This window comes from Reyranella aquatilis (assembly GCF_020880995.1).
Lineage (GTDB): Bacteria > Pseudomonadota > Alphaproteobacteria > Reyranellales > Reyranellaceae > Reyranella > Reyranella aquatilis.
The window spans coordinates 1-20329 of the sequence record NZ_JAJISD010000008.1 but is presented as its reverse complement, the minus strand read 5'-3'; the positions used below and the strand labels follow the sequence as shown (position 1 = coordinate 20329).

Here is a 20329-nt window from a genome sequence, read left to right as displayed (position 1 = left end):
GCGCGAGGGTTCCCTTTCGTCGTTGGTGGTGCTCGACTTCCGGCGCGGCTCCAGCCGCGTCAGGCCGGCCTGGCCTGAGGCCTTGCGTGCAGACGGTTGGCGGCGGCGATCACGATCGTGGTGATCGCCACCATCGTCAGGCTGAGTACGGCGATGGCCCCGACGTCGCCGCTTTCCTTCAGGTCGAAGATCAGCACCGACAGGACCTTGGTCTCCGAGGTGAACAGGATCACGGCGGCCGACAGTTCACGGATGGTGGCGACGAAGATAAAGCACCACGTCGCGATCACGGCCGAGCGCAGCAGGGGTGCTGTGATGTCGGCCAGGGTGCGCAGGCGCGTCGCGCCCAGCATGCGGCCCGCCTCCTCCAGTTCGGGATGCACGGCATGGAAGGCCGAGCCGAGCTGCTGGTAGGCCGCCGGCAGCTCGATCGTCACGAAGGCGATCAGCAGGATCCACAGCGTGCCGTACAGCGCCAGCGGCGGGCGCGTATAGGCTAGGAACAGGCCGACGCCGAGCACGATACCCGGAATGGCCAGCGGCGCGGTGGCGAGGAAGCCCAGCACGCGGTAGCCGCGCATCGCCTTGCGCGCCACGATGTAGGCGATCATCAGCGCCAGCAGCGCGCCCAGCGTCGCCGAGGCGGTGGCCAGCAGGAACGTGTTCTTGAGCGCGGGCATGGTCGAGCTGAGTTCGAGGAACGTGAACTTCACGTTGTGCAGCGTGATCGTGTCCGGCCCGACGATGCGCGACGCCACGCGCGAGAAGGCGGAGTTGAACAGTGCCGCGTAAGGCAGGAAGAGCGGCATGGCGAGCACGAACAGCGCCAGTATCACCGCCGGCACGCGCAGCCAGCCCAGGCGAATGGGCCGCGGCGCACCGTACTTTCCGCCCAGCACCGCATAGCCGCGCCGGCCGAGCGCCATCGCCTGGGCGCGCAACAGCAGCACCGTCAGCACCAGCAGCGGTACCGAGGCCGCGGCCGCCAGTTCGGGCTTGGGCGGGAACTGGAACAGGCTCCAGATGCGCGTCGTCAGCGTGTGGAAGCCCGCGGGGATGGCGAGGATGGCCGGCGAGCCGAACAGGTTCAGCGCCTGCAGGAAGGCGACCAGCGCGCCGGCCAGCAGGGTCGGCAAGGCCAGCGGCACGGTGATCAGCCGCGCGGTCTGCCAGGTCTTCGCGCCCAGCATCGACGAGGCGTCCTCCAGTTCGCCGGGCATGCGGTCGAGCGCATTGGCGACCAGAATGAAGACGTACGGGAACGTGTAGCAGGAGATCACGAAGATCAGCCCGCCGAGGCTGTAGATGTCGAACAGCGCCTCGTCGGGCGGCATGCCGCTCAGCAGCCGCCACAGCTGGTTCAGCAGGCCCGAATTGGGCGCCGCCAGCATCTCCCAGGCGATGGCCCCGACGAAGGGCGGCGTCACCAGCGAGGCCATGACCAGCGTGCGGATGGTGCGCGCAAGCGGCATGTCGGTGCGCGCCACCAGCCAGCCGAGGGGTGCGGCCACCAGACAGCAGATCGCGCTCACCGAGCAGGAGATGATCAGTGTCGTGACCAGCGGATCGACGAAGGTCGGATCGGTGAACAACGTCGCGAAATTGGCGAGCGTGAAGCCGCCCTCCTTCGACGTCAGGCTGACGACCAGCAGCCAGCCGACCGGCAGCACGATCATCACCGCCAGCAGGGCGGCGACGGCGACGAGTACGGGCCGCGAGAGATCGATGCCGCGCGTCATACCTTGAAGTAGCGCTGGTATCGCGACTTGATCTCGTCGGCCGTCTTCTCCACTTCGAGCGGATCCTCCGGCAGAGTCTTGATCGACGCCAGCGCCGGACGGCCTTCCTTGGCCTTCACCCGTTTGTTCGCCGGATATTGGCCGCTCACCTTGACGATGAACTCCTGGCCCTCGGGCGACATGATCCAGCCGACGAGAAGTCGCGCGGCGTTCGGATTGGGCGATGACTTGAAGATCGCCATCGGGTTGGAGATCTGCGGCGTACCCTCGACGGCATGCACGATCTCGACCGGCGCCCCTCGCTCCTTCGCCATCCAGAAGAGATAGTCGCTGCCGTCGACAGCGATGGCGCGCTCGCCCGCCTCGATACGCTTGGGCGGCTCGGTCGCCGACTGGACCTGCAGAACTTTCTGCTTCGAGAGCTTGTCGAAGTATTCCCAGCCCAGCGCCTTCGCCAGCTGCTGGGTCGCGGTCATGATCGTGCCGGAATAACCGGGGTGCCCCTTCACCAGCTTGCCCGAGTACTTCGGATCGAGCAGATCGACGAAGCCCTTGGGTGCATCCTCGGGCTTCACCAGTTTCGTGTTGTAGGCGATGGTCGACAGATGCGTGCGCTGGTTGACGAAGGCGCCGTCGGCGTCACGCTGGTCGGCCGGCAGGTTCTCGGCCATGTCGGGTGTCAGGAAAGGCTCCAGCCAGCCTTGCCGCTTCCACACGATGAAGTGCGCGGCGTCGGAGCTGTTGGCCACGTCGACGCGACGGATGTTGCTGCCGACTTCCTGGCCGATGCGGTTGAACAGGCGCTCGGCCCCGGTACGCTCCACGGCGACCTTGATGCCGGGATACCTGGTCTCGAAGGCCTTGGCCATCGGCTCGGCGACGGAGAGATCCATCGCCGTGTAATAGGTGACCTTGCCTTCCTTCTTCGCCGCCTCGATCAGTTCGGGCGTAAGGGCAGTCGGTGCCGGCGCGGCGGACACGACCCGCGCCGCGAGCGGCGCGAGGGCGGCGGAGGCCGCGGCAGCGGCGACGAATTGACGACGGCGCATGGGCTACACCTTGAAGTATTTGACGTACTGGGCCTTGAGCGCGTCGGCCTGGTCGGCCACGACGCTCGCCTCTTCCCTCATCAGCTTGATGTCGGAGAACTTCTTCATGTCGGGGCGGTCCACGGCCTGCGGATGCGCCGAGCGCAGCGCGCCGACATCGATGTTGAGCTGCTGCGCCTCGCGCGTCATCGACCAGGCGTGGAAAAGGCGCGCCGCGTTGGGATTGGGCGCATTGGCCATGATCGCCGATGGGCCGGTGATCAGCGGCGTGCCTTCCGCCGCATAGACGATCTCGACCGGTTCGCCCCGCGTCTTCAGTTCCTCGGCGACATACTCGCCGCCATCGGCCATCACCGCCCGCTCGCCCTGCGCCAGCTTCTTGGGTGGCTCGGTGGCCGACTGCACCTGCATGACCTTCTGCTTCGCCAGCTTCTCGAACCACGACCAGCCGAGATCGCGGCTGAGCTGCTGCGTCGCCGTCATGATGGTGCCGCTGTAGCCCGGATGCGCCTTGACCAGCTTGCCCGACCATTTCGGATCGAGCAGGTCGGCATAGGATTTCGGTGCGTCCTCGGCCTTCACCAGCTTCGTGTTGTAGGCGATCGGGCAGAGCGTGATGCGCCATGAAGCGAACATGCCGTCTGGATCCTTGTGCGCCGCCGGAAAATACTGCGCGACGTCCTCCGGCACGAACGGCGCCAGCATCTTCGCCCGCTTCCAGACGATGAGGTGCGCCGCGTCAGAGCTGTTCACGACATCGCAATTGTAGATCCTGTTCTGGAATTCCTGGCCGATGCGCTGGAAGTTGCGCTCCGCGCCCGAGCGCTCGACCTTCATGGTGACGCCGGGATACCGGGCCTCGAAAGCCTTGGCGACCTTCTCGGCGAGCGCCAGGTCGACCGACGTGTACCAGGAGAACTTGCCCTCCTTCTTCGCCGCTTCGATCAGCGCCGGCGTGATCTTCGTCGGCTCCGGCGGCGCGGCGCGCACCGGCGTGATGAACGAACCGGCAGCCGCCGCCGCCGAGGCGGCAAGCACATGGCGTCGCGTCAGCTTCCGCGTGGTCGGCTCACTCGTCATGGATCACTCCTCCGCCAATGCCCGGCATTGTTCCGCCGGCAGATGCAGCCAGACCGATTGACCGGGCGCGATGTTGCGCCCCGGCGGCGCGGTGACGCGCAGTTCCGTTCCGTCGGCGAGCGTGACCGTGTAGTCGCGCGTCGAACCCAGGAACACCTGGCGTGTCACGGTCCCTTGCAGGTGATTCTCCGCCCCCGAAGATGGTGGTTCGAGGGCAATGCCGATCTCGTGCTGGCGGACCGAGACGGCGACCGGCCGCCCGGCTGACAGCGATCGACCCGTGGTGCGCAGCGCGCCGCCGGCCACGGAGACGCGGACCTCGTCGAGCGCTGTCGCGGCCAGCACGTTCGAACCGCCGATGAAGCGGGCGACGAACTCCGAGCGCGGGCGGGTGTAGATTTCTTCCGGCGGCCCGAGCTGCTCGACCCTGCCCTTGTTCATGACGGCGATCAGGTCGGCGGTGGTCATGGCCTCGGCCTGGTCGTGGGTCACATAGACCGTCGTGTAGCGATACTGGTCGTGCAGGCGGCGGATCTCGAAGCGCATCTCTTCGCGCAGGTTGGCGTCGAGATTGGAGAGCGGCTCGTCGAGCAGCAGCGTCTCGGGCTCGACGACCAGCGCGCGGGCGAGCGACACGCGCTGCTGCTGGCCTCCAGAGAGTTCGCCGGGATAGCGGTCGGCCAGCGCTTCGAGACGCGCGGTCGAGAGGATGGCCTTCAATTTCGCATCAATGGTGGCACGGTCGAGCTTCCGGATCTTGAGCCCATAGGCCACGTTCTCCGCCACCGTCATGTGCGGCCACAGCGCGTAGCTCTGGAAGATCATCGACATCTTGCGGCCTTCGGGCGGCACCGTGCGCGACGGCGAGGAGAGAACCTTGCCGCCCACCTCGATTTCGCCTGCCGAGGGTTCGATGAAGCCCGCGATCAGCCGCAACGTCGTGGTCTTGCCGCAGCCCGACGGGCCCAGCAGGCAGACGAGCTGGCCGTGCTCGACGCGCAGCGAAACATCGTCGACCGCGACAGCAGCGCCGTAGCGCTTGGAAAGGCCCTTCAGTTCGACTGCGGCCACGTTTCCTCCCTGTTGACTCGCACCTTATTCATTTCAATTCGGGCGCGCTATATTCCCCGACCTCAATTGAAGGATCGCCGGCATGCAGGAACAGAAAATCATCGGCCGCCGCGAGGGCGCCGTGGGCCACGTCGTCTTCAACAACCCGGCCAAGCTCAATGCCGTTTCGCTCGACATGTGGGACGGCTTCGTGAGCATCCTCAAGGACTTCGCCCAGGATCCCGAGATCCGCTGCCTGGTCGTCAGCGGGACCGGCGGCAAGGCCTTCGTCTCCGGCGCCGACATCTCCAAGTTCGAAAGCGAACGCGCCAATGCAGAGGCGCAGGTGCGCTACGACGCCATTTCCAAGGAAGGCTACGAGGCGCTCTACGACTTTCCCAAGCCGACCATCGCCAAGATCACCGGCTACTGCATCGGCGGCGGCATGAATCTCGCCGCCTGTTGTGACCTGCGCTACTGCAACGAGGGTGCGCGCTTCGGCGTGCCGGCCGCCAAGCTCGGCCTCGGCTACGGCTTCCTGCGCATCGAGCGCTTCTCGCGCATCGTCGGCCTGCCGCGCGCCATGGAGTTCCTGTTCACGGCCAAGCAGTATTCCTCCAAGGAGGCCTACGACATGGGTCTCGTCCACGGCGTCGCCGCCGATACCGAACTCGACGCCATGGTCGACGGCATCACCGGCGCCATCGCGCAGAATGCGCCGCTCACCATCGCGCTCGCCAAAGCCGCGGCGCGCGAGATCGCCAAGCCCGAATCGAAGCAGGACCATGCGAAGCTCGACAAGATGGCCGAAGCCTGTTTCGACAGCGAGGATTTCAAGGAAGGCCGCCGGGCGTTCATGGAAAAGCGCAAGCCCGTCTTCAAAGGAAAGTAAGTGCCGGCGCCCCGAGCGAAGCCGAGGGGCCTCTCTTTCATCCAGAGAGAGATCCCTCCGCTCCGCTTCGCTCCGGTCGGGATGACGCAAATTTTCAAAAGGCAAGCTACATGACCGCCCTGCCCCTTTCGCATCTCACCGTCCTCGATCTCACGGCGCACCGCGCCGGTCCGACCGCCGTGCGCCAGCTCGCCGACTGGGGCGCGCACGTCATCAAGATCGAGCCGCCCCCGCCGCCTTCCGAAGGCGGCAAGAACAACGATTCGATGGGCGGCGCACGACACGGCTTCGACTTCCAGAACCTGCACCGCAACAAGAAGTCGATGACGCTCAACCTCAAGAGCCCGGAAGGTCACGCGATCTTCATGAAGCTCGCGGCCAAGGCCGACGTCATCGTCGAGAACTACCGCTCCGACGTAAAGCATCGCCTCAAGGTCGACTACGACACGGTGGCAAAGGTGAACCCGCGCATCATCTACGGTTCGATCGCGGGCTTCGGCCAGAGCGGCCCCGATGCGGCCCGCCCCGGCGTCGACCAGATCGCCCAGGGCATGGGCGGCCTGATGTCGATCACCGGCGAGCCGGGCCGTGGGCCCATGCGCGTCGGCATCCCCATCGCCGACCTCACCTCGGGTCTGCTGCTCGCCCAGGCGATCATGCTGGCGCTCTACACGCGCGAGCGAACCGGCAAAGGCCAGTGGGTCCACACCTCGCTGATCGAGGCGCAGATCTTCATGCTCGACTTCCAGGCCTCGCGCTGGCTGATGAAGGGCGAGGTGGCGAAGCAGGCCGGCAACGACCACCCGACCAGCATCCCGACCGGCGTCTTCCCGACCAGCGACGGCTACATCAACATCGCCGCCGCCGGCGACAAGATGTGGAAGCGCGCCGCACTGGCGCTCGGCGCCCAGGCGCTGATCGACCATCCCGAACACGCGACGCCCGCGCTGCGCTCGCAGAACCGCAAGGCGCTGAACGAGCGGCTGGCCGAGGTCACCAGGACCAACACCAGCGCTCACTGGATCGAATCATTGAACAAGGCCGGCGTCCCCTGCGGCCCGATCAACACGATCGACAAGACCTTCGCCGAACCGCAGGTCCAGCACCTCGGCATCGCCCGCCCGGTCAACCATCCCGCGCTGGGCGAGATCAAGGTGGTCGGCCAGCCGATCAACCTGTCGGACTACCCGCAGCCGAAGTCCCTCAACCCGACTCCGGACCTCGGCCAGCATACCGACGAGGTTCTTGCCGGGCTGGGCTACGATGCGAAGGCGATCGCGGGCCTCAAGTCGGGGGGCGCTGTCTAGTCTACGCGTTGCTCAGAAACGCGAAGCGCCTTCCTGCGCTCGCAGCGCCTCGTCATCGATCTGGATGGTGCTGTGAGAGAGGCCGAACGTGTCGCGCATCGCCGCTTGCGCCGCCTCGAGCGTTTCCCGCGAGCGGGCCATGTCGGCGACCACGAGATGGCAACTCATGGAATCGACGCCGGACGTGATGGTCCAGACATGAAGGTCATGGACCGCCGTCACGCCGGGAATGCCCAGCAGCGTCTTTTCCAGCAGCGTCAGGTCGACATGGGGCGGCGTGCCTTCCATCAGGATGTGGATGGCCTCGCGCAGGAGCATCCATGTGCGCGGGATGATGAAGAGGCCGATGCCGGCACCGATCAGGGGATCGGCGAGCGTCCATCCGGTGAGCAGGATCACGACGGCGGCGATCAGCACGCCGAGCGAGCCCAGCATGTCGCTCATCACCTCGAAGTAGGCACCTTTGACGTTGAGGCTCTCCGACGATCCGGCCGACAGCAGTTTCATGCTGACGAGATTGACGACCAGACCGGCGACGGCGACCGCCAGCATGGGCCCGCCGAGGACCTCGGGCGGGTTCAGGAAACGATCGTAGGCCTCGTAGAGAACGAACGCCGTCACACCCAGCAGGACGACAGCATTGGCCAGCGCCGACAGCACCTCCATGCGGACGTAGCCGAACGTCTTCTGCGGCGTCGCCGGACGCTCGCCGAAGTTGATGGCGATGAGGGCGAGCGCGAGGCCGCCGGCGTCCGTCAACATGTGGGCGGCGTCGGCAATGAGCGCCAGGCTGCCGGTCACCAGGCCGCCGACCACCTCGACCACCATGAACGAGGCCGTCAGGAAAAACGCCCATTTCAGGCGCGTCTTGTGCTGCGCAGCGGCGGAGCCGGTCGCCTGCGCGCGACCCTGCGAACCGTGGGAATGCCCTGCTGCCATGATCGTCCCCCTCGGGCCTCAGACTACGATAGCCACCGCAGGGAGGACAGCGGCGGCAAGGATCCGCCTCGGACTCGGTGCCCTGTCGGCACCCATGGATTAGCGCTTCAGGAATCCCCGCAGCGCGCGCAGAAACTCGTCCGGCCGCTCGACCTGAGGCAGGTGACCCGCTTCGGGGATCGTCACCAGCCGCGACTCCTCCAGCGTCAGCCGCATCTTGCGCGCGCCGTTCTTGTCGAGGACGGGCGAGCGGTCGGCTTCGCCCCAGATCAGCAGCACAGAGCCCTTGGGCGGCGGCGGCGCCTTCTCGCCCGACAGGAGCCGGTCGATGACACGATCGACGTCGGCCGCGGTGAAGCTGTCGAGCATGCGCGCGATCTCGGCCGGCACCTTGCTGCGATCGTGGAAGGCGAGCGGGATGACCTCGGGACCGTAGTGCAGTCGCTGCAGATTGCCGCGCGCCAGGGCGCGGATCGGCGTCTTGCCGGCGAGCCAGCGCAGCATCTTCGAGTAGACCGGCGGCTGGTAGCCGTTGACCAGCACGAGGCGAGCGCAGCGTTCGGGGTACCGGCCGGCGAAACACCAGCCGACGGTGGCGCCCAGCGAGTTGCCGACCAGCGTCGCACGCTCGACGCCGAGCGCCGTCAACAGCTCGGCGAGCCACGCAGCGTAGGCGCCGAAGCTCGGCAGGCCCTCGACCGAATGGATCGGCGGCAACTCCGGCGCCACGACGAGATGCGTGCGTTCGAGATCGTCCGTCACGGTCGACCAGTAGGCTTCCGCGCCCGCCCAGCCGCCATGCAGCAGCACGATTGCCTCGCCGGTGCCGCCGGTCCAGACTCTCGCCGAGCGCTGGCCGAGCGGAATTGTCCTTAGCTCCACGTCACGCCCTCTGAACCTATGAAGCGGGAGATATAGAAGATGGCCACGACGCGGAGAACTGCTTTGGTGACCGGCGCGGGCCGAAACATCGGTCGGGCCTGTGTGCTGGAGCTCGCCCGGATGGGCTACGACGTCGTGATCAACGGCTCGTCGGACCGCAAGGCCTGCGAGTCGGTGGCCAGGGAAGCCGCGGCCCTCGGTGTCGAGACGCTGGTCGTGATGGCCGATGTCGGCAGCGCCGAGGAATGCCGCCGCATGGCCCAGGAGGCGATCGCGAAGTTCGGCTCGGTCGACGTGCTGGTGAACAATGCCGCGCTGCGGCCGGCCAAGCCCTTCCTCGAGATGAGCGAGGCCGACTGGCGGCGCGTCATCTCGGTCGATCTCGACGCCGCCGTCTGGCTGTCGCAGGCCTGCCTGCCCGGCATGGTGAAGAAGGGCTGGGGCCGCATCGTCAACTTCACCGGCATGAACGCGATGCACGGCTATGCCGGTCGCGCGCCGGTCTCCGTTGCCAAGCACGGCGTCTGGGGTCTCACCAAGGCGCTGGGCAAGGAATTCGGGCCGAAGGGCATCACCGTGAACGCGATCTCGCCCGGCCCGATCTCGGCCGACGTCGAGGACGACGCCGAGTCGAACCACCATCGCCTCGAGACGATGGCCAAGGTCCCGCTCGGCCGCATGGGCACACCCGCCGAAATCGGGTCGGTACTCGGCCTGCTGGTCTCCGACGGCGGCGCCTACGTCAACTGCCAGATGATCCAGGTGAACGGCGGCGGTCAGACCTGAATCAAAATCAGGCACCTCTCCCCCCCTAGCGGTGGAGAGGAACACGAAAGCACTACTCCATCGGCAGCCCGGTGGTGCTCGCGATGGCGCTCCAGCGCTCGACCTCGGCCTTCACGAAGTCGCCGAAGGCCTGGCGGCTTTCGAGGTCGATGCGGGCGCCCTGCTCCGCCCAGACGCGCTTGATGTCCGGCTCCGCCAGCGCCGCCTGGACAGCGGCATGGATCGCGTCGAGCGGCGCGGCCGGCGTCGCGCGGGGGGCAAACAGCCCGTACCAGGTGCTGACCTCGAAATCCTTCACGCCAGCCTCGGCGAAGGTCGGCACGTCGGGCAGCACGCTCTCCCGCTTTGCGGTGGCGACGGCGAGCGCGCGCAACTTTCCGGACTGCACGTAGGACGCCACCGTGCTGAGCGGCTGGAACGTCGCGTCGAGCTGGCCGGCCAGCAGGTCCTGCAGCGCCGGGCCGCCGCCGCGATAGGGCACGTGCATCAGCTTGATCCCGGTGCGCCGCTGCAGAAGCTCGATGGCGAGGTGCGGCATGGTGCCGAGACCCGACGAGCCGATGTTGATCGTGTCCGGCGCCTTTCGCGCCGCCGCGAGAAAGCCCGCGAGATCCTTGACGTCGAGTCGCGCCGCATTGACCACGAGACCGACCGGCACCCTGGCGATGTTGCTCACGGGTGCGAAGTCGCGCAGCAGGTCGAAGCCCGAATCGGGATAGACGACGGTGGCAAAGGATTGCGCGCTGTTGGCAACCAGCAGCGTGCAGCCATCGGGTCGCGCCCGCGCCACGACCATGCCGCCCAGCGTGCCGCCGGCACCGCTGCGATTCTCGACCACCACCGGCTGGCCGAGGGTCCGGCTGACATGCACCGCGACCGGGCGCGCGAAGGTGTCGTTCGAACCGCCGGGCGGGAACGGCACGATCCAGTTCATGGTCCGCGACGGCCGCCATTGCTGTGCGTTCGCGGGGGCGATGGCCGTTGCGGCTAGAAGGCCGCCCAGTGTGGCACGACGCGAAAGCACCATGGTTCACTCCATCTGGACGTTGGCGGCCTTGGCGATGCGGCTCCACCGCTCGGTCTCGCGGGCGATGAAGCTCGCGAAATCGGCCCGGCTCTCGAGTTCGACCCGCGCACCGTGCTCGGCCCACAGGCGCTTCACTTCGTCCGAGCCCAGCGCCTGCTGCACGGCGGCATGGATTCGGTCGAGGATGGCGTCGGGCGTGCGGGCCGGCGCGAACAGGCCGAACCAGGTGGTGATGCGGAAGTCGGGCAGGCCCGCCTCGTGCGCCGTCGGCACGCCGGGTAGCAACGCGTCGCGGCGGCGGTTGATCACGGCCAGCGCCTTCAGCTTGCCCGAGCGGACGTAGCCCGCCACGGCCGTCACCAGCACGAAGGCGGCGCCGATCTGGCCGGCCAGCAGGTCCTGCAGCATGGGCGCGCCGCCGCGATAGGGAACGTGCGTCAGCTTCACCCCCGCGCGGCCCTCGAAAAGACCGATGGCGAGATGCGTCACGGTGCCGAGGCCGGCCGAGCCGATGTCGATGCCGCCCGGCGCCTGCTTCGCCTTCTCGATGAAGGCTTCGAGGTTGGCCACGTCCAGCCGTGCCGGATTGATCACAAGCGCGTAGGGCACGCGGCCGAAGGCAGCGATGGGCGCGAAGTCGCGCAGGAAGTCGAAGCCGGCCCGCGGATAGACAGTCGGCGCATAGGCGAGCCCGGTGTCGCCCACCAGCAGGGTGTAACCGTCCGGCGCCGCGCGGGCCGCGACCGCGGCCCCGACCGTGCCGCCGGCGCCGCTGCGATTGTCGATCACGACAGATTGGCCGATCGCATCGGCCACGCGGGCCGCGATCGGGCGGGCGAACATGTCGGAGCCGCCGCCGGCCGGAAACGGCACGATCCACGAGACGGCCCGCGTCGGCCAGTCGTCGGCGCGCGCGGGCGACGCCGCCCCGGCGCCGGCCGCCAGCAATCCGCCCAATAGGCTCCGCCGCGCGATCCCGCTCATGCGGGCGCGAGATTAACGGTCCGCCGTCGCGGCGCAATAGCGGCCGTTATTGCGGCTCGATCTTCGCCAGCTTGATGTAGCGGGTCCAATCCTCGCGCTCCTTCGTCACGAAGGCGTCACACTGCGCGATGGTCCAGTCCTTCGGCGGCGGCAGAAATCCGAGCTGTTTCACGCGCTCCATCACCGAAGGCTCGTAGAGAGCGTCCATGATGAGGCGGTTGAGCCTCTTCTTGATGTCGTCCGGCGTCTCGCGGCGCACCGCGAAGCAGGAATAGGAGATGATCGAGTACTCCGGATAGGTCTCCGAGATCGCCTCGACGTCGGGGAAGAGCGGCGAGCGCTCCTTCGAGGTGACGGCGAGAGCGCGAACATAGCCCGAGCGCACGTAGCTCTCGCCCACCACCTGGTCGGGGAACACGCAGTCGACGCGGCCGGCGTTGAGATCCTGGATCGAGGCGACGGCGTCGCGATAGGCGACCTCCTCGAACTTCACGCCGGTCGTGACCTCGAACAGGGCGGCCGGCACACGCGAGGAGGCATTGCCGTACCCGGAGAACAGCGGCTTGGGCTGCGCCTTGGCATAGGCCACGAATTCCTTGACCGTCTTGTACGGTGCGTCCTGCTTCACCAGCATGAAGTTGCCGATGGTGCCGTTGACCGCGACCGTCGTGAAATCCGACGGCTCGTAGGTCATCGACTTGTAGAGGCTGTAGTTGGCGGCCAGCGTGCTGGTCGAGCCGAGCAGGATCGTATAGCCGTCGGCCGGCGCATTCTTGACCTGCGTCGTGCCGATCATGCCGGTGGCGCCCGGCTTGTTCTCGATCACGAACGGCTTGCCGGTCATGGTCTCGAGCTGCTTGCCGATCAGGCGCGAAATGATGTCGGTCGAGCCGCCCGGGCCGAACGGCACGAGGATCTTCACGATCCGCGCGGGATAGGCGTCCTGTGCCCGCGCAGCCGATCCCAGCGCGGCGGCGACCGGAAGACCGCCCAGGGCGGCCATGACATTTCTACGCTTCATTTCAACGCTCCTCGGTCGATACCGGACCCGTATAGATCGGCCCGGCCAAAAGGCGAGTCGCCGATTGTCCGCCGTTCCGAGGGGCGACAGGTTCCGCAGACGAAAAGGCCCTCCTCCGATGGATCGGAGGAGGGCCCATTCCCGCCCGGTAGAGGCGGATTACATGCCGAGCTGGCTGATGAACTTGGTGTTCAGATAGGCCTCGAGCGCCTCGATGCCGCCCTCCGAGCCGTAGCCCGAATCCTTCATGCCGCCGAACGGCACTTCCGGCAGGGCGAGACCATGATGGTTGATCGACACCATGCCGCTCTCGAAGGCGGCGCCAACCTGGGCCATGGTCTTCGAGTTCGTGGTGTAGGCGTAGGCCGCCAGACCCCACGGCAGACGATTGGCTTCCTTCATCACACCGTCGAAGTCCTTGAACGGCGAGATCGGCGCCAGCGGGCCGAACGGCTCCTCGTTCATGATCCTGGCGTCGAGCGGCACGTCGGTGAGGACGGTCGGCTCGTAGAAGTAACCCTTGTTACCCTTGCGCTGGCCGCCGGTCTGGACCTTGGCGCCCTTGGCCAGGGCGTCGCTCACGAAGCCGTCGATCGCGTGCAGGCGGCGCTCCGCGACGAGCGGGCCCATGCGCGTGTCGGCGTCGAGGCCGTTACCGACCTTGATGTTCTTGGCGTAGGCCGTGAACTTCTCGACGAACTCCGGATAGACCTTCTCGTGAACGAGGAAGCGGGTCGGCGCGACGCAGACCTGGCCGGCGTTGCGGAACTTGTTGGCGCCCAGGACATTCACCGCCTGGTCGACGTCGGCGTCCTCGAACACGATGGCCGGCGAATGGCCGCCCAGTTCCATGGTGACGCGCTTCATGTGTGCGCCGGCGAGAGCGGCCAGCTGCTTGCCGACCGGCGTCGAGCCGGTGAACGTCACCTTCTTGATGATCGGATGCGGGATCAGATACTCGCTGATCTCCGACGGCACGCCGTAGACGAGCTGGATCACGCCCTTCGGCACGCCGGCATCGACGAAGGCCTTGATGAGCTGCGCGCACGAGCCGGGCGTGTCCTCGGGGCCCTTGACGATGATCGAGCAGCCGGTGGCCAGCGCGGCCGAGGCCTTGCGCACCACCTGGTTGATCGGGAAGTTCCACGGCGTGAAGGCGGCGACCGGTCCGACCGGCTCCTTCATCACGAGCTGGTGGACGTTGGGCAGGCGGGCCGGAACGATGCGGCCGTAGGTGCGGCGGCCTTCCTCGGCCATCCACTCGATGATGTCGGCGGCCAGCAGGGTCTCGCCCTTGGCCTCGATCACCGGCTTGCCCTGCTCCAGCGTCATGATCGGCGCGATCTCGTCGACACGCTGGCGGATCAGCTCGGCGGCCTTGCGCATGACCTTGTAACGGTCGAACGGCGAGACCTTGCGCCATTCCTGGAAGCCCCTCTCCGCGGCTTCGAGAGCGCGGTCGAGATCGGCCTTCTCGGCATGGGCCACCTGACCGATGACTTCTTCGGTTGCGGGATTGATCACCGGGATCGTCCGGCCGTTGGCGCCCTTGGTCCAGGCACCGTCGATCATCAGGGATACGTCGCTATAGCTCGTCATTCGGTCTCCTCCGTTTCTTAACTTCCGCGATAGGTCGAGTAGCTCCAGGGCGTGCAGAGCAGCGGGACGTGATAATGCCCCTCCGGCTCGGCGATGGAAAAGCGTAAAGGCACGATGTCGAGAAAAGGCGGATCGCCCTGTTCGATGCCCCTGCTGCGAAAGTGGTCACCGATCGCAAACCGCAATTCGTAGCGGCCGATCGGCAGCGGCCTTCCGCCGATCAGCGGCGCATCGGTGCGGCCGTCGGCATTCGTCGCCGCCGTGGCGATGCGATGGGCGCGATCGCCCGTGAATTCGTACAGTTCGATGGCGACGCCCATCGCCGGACGGCCGGCATGGGTATCGAGAACGTGCGTGCTGAGGCGCCCGTCGACCCGCGGCATTCCCTCTCCCGTCACCTTGGCCGCGATGCGCAGCCGGGTGATGAAGGCGATCTCCTGCAGGGCGGTGGCGAACTCGGTCGCGGCGTCGTGGCGCAGCCGGCGCTCGAACTGGTTCAGGATCGAATCGCGGGTATGTCGGCGCACGCAGACGATGAAGGGGAAACCGAACTTCTGCTTGTAGGCATCGTTCAGCCGATGGAAGCGCGCGAACTCCTCCTCCGACAGCGTGTCGAGGCCGACGCTCGCCTGCTCGTGCCGCGACTCCGCGGTCAGAGCGCCGGCGCGAGCCGCCTTGCCGGCGAGATCGGGATGGCCGCACACGAAGGCGAGCTGGCGGTCCCGCGGGGCCGCCCGGACCGCGCCCATCATCGCCTCGTGGAGCGCCGTGACGCTGGCGAAGGGCCGCTGCCCGACGACCGCTTCGGCGACCCATGGCGCCAGCTCGAAAGTGTCGCCGACGGCGGCACAGAAGTCCGCAGGGGCCGCGCGATTGAGGTCGGCGAGGGCATGGAACATGCCGGCCCACCTAGCATGCCCCCGGGACCGTCTCTATAGTCCGCGTCAGCAAAATCCATAGGGAGGAGCCGCAATGACCGGCCGCAACTTCACCCGCCGCCGCCTCGGCCAGACCGCTTTGGCGGGTGCTGCCCTGCTCGGAGCCCCGCTGCCGCTGCGCGACGCCTTCGCCCAGGGAGGTCCCGCCAACCTCAAGGTCGGCCTGCTCCTGCCGACCTCGGGCCTCCAGGCGCAGATCGGCCAGGCCTGCAAGCGCGGCGCCGACGTGGCGAACGAGGTGTTCACCGACATGAAGCTGCCGGTGAAGCTCGACATCGTGAACTACGATACCGAGACCAAGCCGGACGTCGCCCGCACCCAGGCCGAGAAGGCGATCGACGCGGGCTGCCACATGCTGGTCGGCGCCTTCGATTCAGGCCAGACCATCGCCATCGCACAGGTCTGCGAGCAGCGCGGCGTCCCGCTGGTGGTGAACATCGCGGCCGCGCCTCAGATCACCGAGCAGGGCTACAAGTTCGTGGTGCGCAACTTCCCGACGGCGCCGATGCTGATCACCGGCGCGCTGGCACTGCACAAGGAGATCTTCAAGGTCTCGGGCAAGACGCCGAAAACCGCCGTGCTGATGAGCGTGAACGACACGTTCGGCACCTCGATGATCAACGGCATTAAGGCGTTGTTCCCCAAGCTCGACATGCCCTACGAGCTGGTCGACACGATCAGCTACGACGTCGCGGCCAAGGATCTCTCGGTCGAGGTTGCCAAAGCCAAGGCCACCAAGGCCGAGCTGCTGCTGCCGGTCAGCCGCCTCAACGACGCCAAGCTGCTGGTCCAGGAGATGGTGAAGCAGCGCTGGGAGCCGATGGGCGTCCTCAATCCCGGCGCGCCCGGCCTCTACGAGCAGGACTTCCTGAAGACCATGGGCAAGTACGGCGAGTTCATGATCTCGAACGTGCCGTGGCTCGACCCGAAGTCGGCGATGACGACCGCGCTCGAGAAGCGTCATGCCGCGAAGTACCCGAACGACCAGCTCGACCTCAACGGCGGCTTCACCTTCGAGGGGATCCTGATCGCCGCCCAGGCCTGGCTTGCCGCCAAATCGACCAAGCCCGGCGACCTGATGGAGGCGCTGCGCAAGATCAAGATCGACCAGCACGTCATGGTCGGCGGCCCGATCCAGTTCGATGCGAAGGGACAGAACGTCAACATCAAGGCCACCGCGGTCGAGAACCTGAAGCGCAAGCCCACGGTCGTACTGCCGCTCGAATCGGCGGCCGCGCCGCTCGTCTTCCCGATGCCGCCGTGGAACGACAAGCGCCGTACCTGACGCTGAAATTGTTTCGGCGCACAAACCACCTCTCCGCCGCGCAGCGGGGGAGAGGGAGGGGCCCGTTGCGAAGCAATGGGAGGATGAAGTTGTCTTCTCTTCCGAGATGGCCTCGCCCGCAGAGCCGCACATGACCCACCTCACCCAGCCTCTCCCCCCGCTTCGCGGGCGGAGAGGAGCCTGAAAGAATGACCGCCGACTTTCTTCTCTCGCTCGCCCAGGCGATCACCAAGGGCCTGTTGACCGGCATGGTCTACGGGCTGATGGCGCTCGGCCTGTCGGTGATCTTCGGCGTCATGCGCGTGGTCAATTTCGCGCATGGCGAGATCATGGTCGTCGGCATGTATCTCGCCTGGATGGGGTTCGAGTACCTGCAGGTCTCGCCGATGCTCAGCCTGCCACTGATCGCCCTGCTGTTCTTCGGCGCGGGCTACGCGCTGCAGCGCGCCGTGATCTCTCCCTTCATCGGCCGGCCCGAGCACCAGCAGTTCCTGCTGCTGCTGGCCATCGCGATCCTGCTGGTCAATGCCTGCCTGGTGATCGCGGGCCCCGATTCGCGCGGCGTGCAGATGGACTCGCAGTTCGATTCCTACGAACTCGGCCCCTTCGTCTTCGACGCCGTGCGCGTTCACGCCGCCCTCACTGCGGTCGTCATCGCGGGCCTGCTCTGGCTGTTCTTCACCCGGACCCGCACCGGCAAGTCGATCCGCGCCGCCGCCGACAACAATCTCGGCGCCCTGGTGGTCGGCCTCGACGTCCGCCGGCTCTACGCCTTCACCTTCGGCGTGGGCGCGGCCTGCGTCGGCGCCGCCGGCGCGCTGATGATCACCATCATCCCGGTGACGCCCTTCCTGGCCGCCGAATACACCTTGCTGGCCTTCGTCATCGTGATCGTGGGCGGGCTCGGCAGCATGACCGGCGCGCTGGCCGGCGGCCTGCTGATCGGCGTCAGCGAGGCGGTGGCGGGCCTCCTGCTGCAGCCGTCGCTGAAGAGCATGGTGAGCTTCGGCATCCTGATCCTGGTGCTGCTGCTGCGGCCGCAGGGCCTGTTCGGCAAGAGCGGGCCATGAACCTGCTCGCACGACTCACCGGCGGCGTGCCGGCCCGCTCGCTCTGGGGCCTCGGCCTGCTGTTCGCCTTCCTGCTGGTGGCGCCCGCGCTGCTCGGCAAGTACGGCCTCTCGGTGCTGATCCTGGTCCTCTACTTCGCCTATGTCGGCCAGGCCTGGAACATCATGATGGGCTTCGCCGGCCAGCTTTCGCTGGGCCATGCGCTCTATGCCGGGCTCGGCGGCTACATCGCGGCAGGACTGTTCTTCCACTACGGCATCGGCCCGTGGGCCGGCGTCTTCGTCGCGGTGCTGGCAGCCTCGGCGGCAGGATCGGTCGTCGGCTATCTCGGCTTCCGCTTCTCGCTGGCCGGCGTCTATTTCGCGCTGCTCACCATTGCCTTCAGCGAGTTCACCCGCATCGCCTTCGACCACTGGGCCTGGGCCGGCGGCTCGGGCGGCCTGTTCCTGAAGGTCGATGCCGGCTCCGACATGCTGAACCTGCGGGGCGGGCCGCTCCTCTTCTACTACGTGATCCTGGCGCTGGCCGTCGGCGCCTTCATCCTGTGCCGTGCCCTGCTGGAGAGCCGGCTCGGCCGCTACTGGCTGGCCATTCGCGAGGATCCGGAGGCGGCGCAGGCGGTCGGCGTGCCGGTCCTGCGCTGCAAGATGATCGCGATCGTGATCTCGGCCGCGTTGACGGCGCTGGCCGGTGTCTGGAACGCCTTCTACTACAACAACCTCTTCCCCGAGACGGCCTTCGCCATGGGCCGCTCGATCGAATTCACCCTGGCGCCGATCATCGGCGGGCTGGGCACGCTGTTCGGCCCGATCGTCGGCGCCGTGGTGCTGACCGGCCTCGGCGAGATCTTCACCGACCTGAGCGAGGTCTTCCACGTCTCGGGCCTCAAGCAGATCTTCTACGGACTCGCGCTATTGGTGATCGTGATGTACCGGCCGGCCGGCGTGTGGCCCTGGATCGCGGAACGCTTCGGCTTCGGGGAGAAGCGCCAGTGAGCGGCGCGCGCCTCGAACTGGACGGCATCGGCAAGAGCTTCCGGGGCCTGCGCGCCGTGCACGACGTGTCGTTCGACGTTCCGGCGGGCGCCATCAACGCCCTGATCGGCCCGAACGGCGCCGGCAAGACCACGATCTTCAACATGATCGCCGGCGTCTACCGACCCGACGCCGGGAGCGTGCGACTCGACGGACGGCAGATCTCCGGACTGCGGCCCGACCTCGTGTGCGACGCAGGCGTCGGCCGCACCTTCCAGATCGTGAAGCCGTTCAAGGGGCTGAGCGTGCTGGAGAATGTCACGGTCGGCGCGCTGCACCGCCGCCCCCGTCTCGGCGAAGCGCGCGCCTACGCCGCCGACATCCTGATGCAGCTCGGCCTGCACGACCGCCGCCACCAGGCGGCGGAGAGCCTGACCCTGCCCGACCGCAAGCGGCTCGAGGTCGCGCGCGCGCTCGCCACCGAGCCCAAGCTGCTGCTGCTCGACGAGGTGATGGCGGGGCTGCGACCCACCGAGATCGACGTCATGGTCTCCTTCCTGCAGGACCTCAACCGGCGCACCGGCCTCACCATCCTGCTGATCGAGCATGTGATGCGCGCCGTCATGGCGCTGGCGTCCAACATCGTGGTGGTGAGCTACGGCGAGAAGATTGCCGAGGGAACGCCGGCCGAGATCGCGCGCCACCAGGCCGTGCTCGACGTCTATCTGGGCGAACCGGAGCCGGCATGAGCGCCCCCCTGCTCCAGGTCGAGACCCTCGATCTCTACTATGGCGACGCCCAGGCGCTGGCCGGCGTCTCGTTGCAGATCGCCCAGGGCGAGATCGTGGCCATCGTCGGCGCCAACGGCGCGGGCAAGAGTTCGCTGATCCGCTCCATCCACGGGATCGAGAAGCCGGCACGCGGCCAGGTCTGGTTCGACGGCACCGACATCACCGGCTGGCCCTCCTATCGCGTGTGCGAGGCAGGTGTCGGCCATGTCGCCGAGGGACGGCAGGTCTTCCCCAATCTGTCGGTGATCGAGAATCTCGAGATGGGCGCCACGCCCAAACGCGCGCGGGCCCTGGAGAAGCAGACGCTCGAGCGCGTCTTCGCCATGTTCCCGCGGCTGGCCGAACGGCGGCGCCAGGCCGCCGGCACGCTTTCAGGCGGCGAGCAGCAGATGCTGGCCATAGGCCGCTGCCTCATGGGCCAGCCGCGCCTCATCATGTTCGACGAACCCTCGCTCGGCCTCGCGCCCACCATCGTGCAGGAAGTCTTCCGCATCGTGCGCCGCCTCAACGAGGAGGGCCTGACCATCCTGCTGGTCGAGCAGAACGTCATGGCCTCGCTGCGCATCGCCCACCGCGGCTATGTGCTGGAGAACGGCCGCATCGAACTCGAGGGTCCGGCGGCCGATCTCCTGACCAACGATCGCGTGCGACAGGCCTATCTGGGGCTCTAGCCTTTCATCGGCTTTTCACCAACATCCTCACCCTGAGGAGCGGTCCGCAAGACCGCGTCTCGAAGGGTGGTCAGGCGCACCCCGCCTGTTGCCCATCCTTCGAGACGCGCCGCTTCGCGGCGCTCCTTGTATCAAGAGACGGCCGCGTCGGCGTAGAGTTGCGGGCGCGGTCTCGGTGGAGAGCCCGGAGTCTCCTGGGGCCTACAAGCCCGTTCCTGAGCTCGGTGCCTCCACCGTTGATTTTG

General features: G+C 67.2%; 19 protein-coding genes. 8 read left to right on the top strand and 11 right to left on the bottom strand.

The window, feature by feature from the left end; genetic code table 11:
• Nucleotides 1-59 precede the first annotated feature (59 nt).
• The 4 genes from LJ725_RS18215 to LJ725_RS18200 are packed head-to-tail and all read right to left on the bottom strand — an operon-like array spanning nucleotide 60 to nucleotide 4939.
• Nucleotides 60-1739 carry an ABC transporter permease gene (locus LJ725_RS18215; RefSeq protein ID WP_230552076.1) on the bottom strand — a complete coding sequence of 560 codons (1680 nt, stop codon included), beginning with the start codon at nucleotides 1737-1739 and terminating at the stop codon, nucleotides 60-62.
• Complete coding sequence (locus LJ725_RS18210; RefSeq protein WP_230552075.1) at nucleotides 1736-2788, bottom strand: ABC transporter substrate-binding protein; 1053 nt, start codon at nucleotides 2786-2788, stop codon at nucleotides 1736-1738. Before LJ725_RS18210 ends, LJ725_RS18215 begins: the two co-directional genes overlap by 4 nt.
• A 3-nt stretch (nucleotides 2789-2791) precedes the next feature.
• A complete protein-coding gene (locus LJ725_RS18205) occupies nucleotides 2792-3868 on the bottom strand; it encodes an extracellular solute-binding protein (protein ID WP_230552074.1) in 1077 nt (358 codons plus the stop codon).
• Nucleotides 3869-3871: 3 nt separating this feature from the next.
• Entirely contained in the window at nucleotides 3872-4939 is a 1068-nt protein-coding gene (locus tag LJ725_RS18200) for an ABC transporter ATP-binding protein (protein ID WP_230552073.1), read from the bottom strand.
• 82 nt (nucleotides 4940-5021) lie between these two features.
• Between LJ725_RS18200 and LJ725_RS18195 the strand changes: the two genes are divergently transcribed.
• Both LJ725_RS18195 and LJ725_RS18190 read left to right on the top strand, forming a co-directional pair.
• Nucleotides 5022-5810 carry an enoyl-CoA hydratase gene (locus LJ725_RS18195; RefSeq protein ID WP_230552072.1) on the top strand — a complete coding sequence of 263 codons (789 nt, stop codon included), beginning with the start codon at nucleotides 5022-5024 and terminating at the stop codon, nucleotides 5808-5810.
• A 110-nt stretch (nucleotides 5811-5920) separates the two neighbouring features.
• Complete coding sequence (locus LJ725_RS18190; RefSeq protein ID WP_230552071.1) at nucleotides 5921-7117, top strand: CaiB/BaiF CoA transferase family protein; 1197 nt, start codon at nucleotides 5921-5923, stop codon at nucleotides 7115-7117.
• Between the two features lie 12 nt (nucleotides 7118-7129).
• Here LJ725_RS18190 and LJ725_RS18185 read toward each other — a convergent pair whose 3' ends face one another.
• Nucleotides 7130-8056 carry a cation diffusion facilitator family transporter gene (locus LJ725_RS18185; RefSeq protein WP_230552070.1) on the bottom strand — a complete coding sequence of 309 codons (927 nt, stop codon included), beginning with the start codon at nucleotides 8054-8056 and terminating at the stop codon, nucleotides 7130-7132.
• Nucleotides 8057-8155: 99 nt separating this feature from the next.
• Nucleotides 8156-8938: an alpha/beta fold hydrolase gene (locus LJ725_RS18180; protein ID WP_230552069.1), complete on the bottom strand. Its 783-nt coding sequence runs from the start codon at nucleotides 8936-8938 to the stop codon at nucleotides 8156-8158.
• 39 nt (nucleotides 8939-8977) lie between these two features.
• Here LJ725_RS18180 and LJ725_RS18175 point away from each other — a divergent pair, with 39 nt between their 5' ends.
• Nucleotides 8978-9724, top strand: a complete 747-nt coding sequence (locus LJ725_RS18175; RefSeq protein ID WP_230552068.1) for an SDR family NAD(P)-dependent oxidoreductase — start codon at nucleotides 8978-8980, stop codon at nucleotides 9722-9724.
• 52 nt (nucleotides 9725-9776) lie between these two features.
• On the opposite strand, the gene LJ725_RS18170 is transcribed toward LJ725_RS18175, so the two are convergent.
• The 5 genes from LJ725_RS18170 to uraD all read right to left on the bottom strand — a co-directional run bounded on the left by LJ725_RS18170 (nucleotide 9777) and on the right by uraD (nucleotide 15254).
• On the bottom strand, nucleotides 9777-10751 hold the full coding sequence (locus LJ725_RS18170) for a Bug family tripartite tricarboxylate transporter substrate binding protein (RefSeq protein WP_230552067.1): 975 nt from the start codon (nucleotides 10749-10751) through the stop codon (nucleotides 9777-9779).
• 3 nt (nucleotides 10752-10754) lie between these two features.
• Entirely contained in the window at nucleotides 10755-11735 is a 981-nt protein-coding gene (locus LJ725_RS18165; protein ID WP_230552066.1) for a Bug family tripartite tricarboxylate transporter substrate binding protein, read from the bottom strand.
• Between the two features lie 46 nt (nucleotides 11736-11781).
• Nucleotides 11782-12756: a Bug family tripartite tricarboxylate transporter substrate binding protein gene (locus LJ725_RS18160; protein WP_230552065.1), complete on the bottom strand. Its 975-nt coding sequence runs from the start codon at nucleotides 12754-12756 to the stop codon at nucleotides 11782-11784.
• Nucleotides 12757-12915: 159 nt separating this feature from the next.
• The gene (locus tag LJ725_RS18155; protein WP_230552064.1) at nucleotides 12916-14355 is read right to left on the bottom strand and encodes an NAD-dependent succinate-semialdehyde dehydrogenase; all 1440 of its coding nucleotides are present in this window, start codon (nucleotides 14353-14355) and stop codon (nucleotides 12916-12918) included.
• Nucleotides 14356-14372: 17 nt separating this feature from the next.
• Nucleotides 14373-15254: a 2-oxo-4-hydroxy-4-carboxy-5-ureidoimidazoline decarboxylase gene (uraD, locus tag LJ725_RS18150; RefSeq protein WP_230552063.1), complete on the bottom strand. Its 882-nt coding sequence runs from the start codon at nucleotides 15252-15254 to the stop codon at nucleotides 14373-14375.
• A 73-nt stretch (nucleotides 15255-15327) separates the two neighbouring features.
• Between uraD and LJ725_RS18145 the strand changes: the two genes are divergently transcribed.
• The 5 genes from LJ725_RS18145 to LJ725_RS18125 all read left to right on the top strand — a co-directional run bounded on the left by LJ725_RS18145 (nucleotide 15328) and on the right by LJ725_RS18125 (nucleotide 20084).
• Nucleotides 15328-16578, top strand: coding sequence for an ABC transporter substrate-binding protein (locus LJ725_RS18145; RefSeq protein ID WP_230552062.1), 1251 nt, complete (start codon nucleotides 15328-15330; stop codon nucleotides 16576-16578).
• A gap of 188 nt (nucleotides 16579-16766) precedes the next feature.
• Nucleotides 16767-17648, top strand: a complete 882-nt coding sequence (locus LJ725_RS18140; RefSeq protein ID WP_230552061.1) for a branched-chain amino acid ABC transporter permease — start codon at nucleotides 16767-16769, stop codon at nucleotides 17646-17648.
• Complete coding sequence (locus LJ725_RS18135) at nucleotides 17645-18643, top strand: branched-chain amino acid ABC transporter permease (protein WP_230552060.1); 999 nt, start codon at nucleotides 17645-17647, stop codon at nucleotides 18641-18643. Before LJ725_RS18140 ends, LJ725_RS18135 begins: the two co-directional genes overlap by 4 nt.
• Nucleotides 18640-19371 carry an ABC transporter ATP-binding protein gene (locus tag LJ725_RS18130; protein WP_230552059.1) on the top strand — a complete coding sequence of 244 codons (732 nt, stop codon included), beginning with the start codon at nucleotides 18640-18642 and terminating at the stop codon, nucleotides 19369-19371. Before LJ725_RS18135 ends, LJ725_RS18130 begins: the two co-directional genes overlap by 4 nt.
• Nucleotides 19368-20084, top strand: a complete 717-nt coding sequence (locus tag LJ725_RS18125) for an ABC transporter ATP-binding protein (protein WP_230552058.1) — start codon at nucleotides 19368-19370, stop codon at nucleotides 20082-20084. Before LJ725_RS18130 ends, LJ725_RS18125 begins: the two co-directional genes overlap by 4 nt.
• Nucleotides 20085-20329 lie beyond the last annotated feature (245 nt).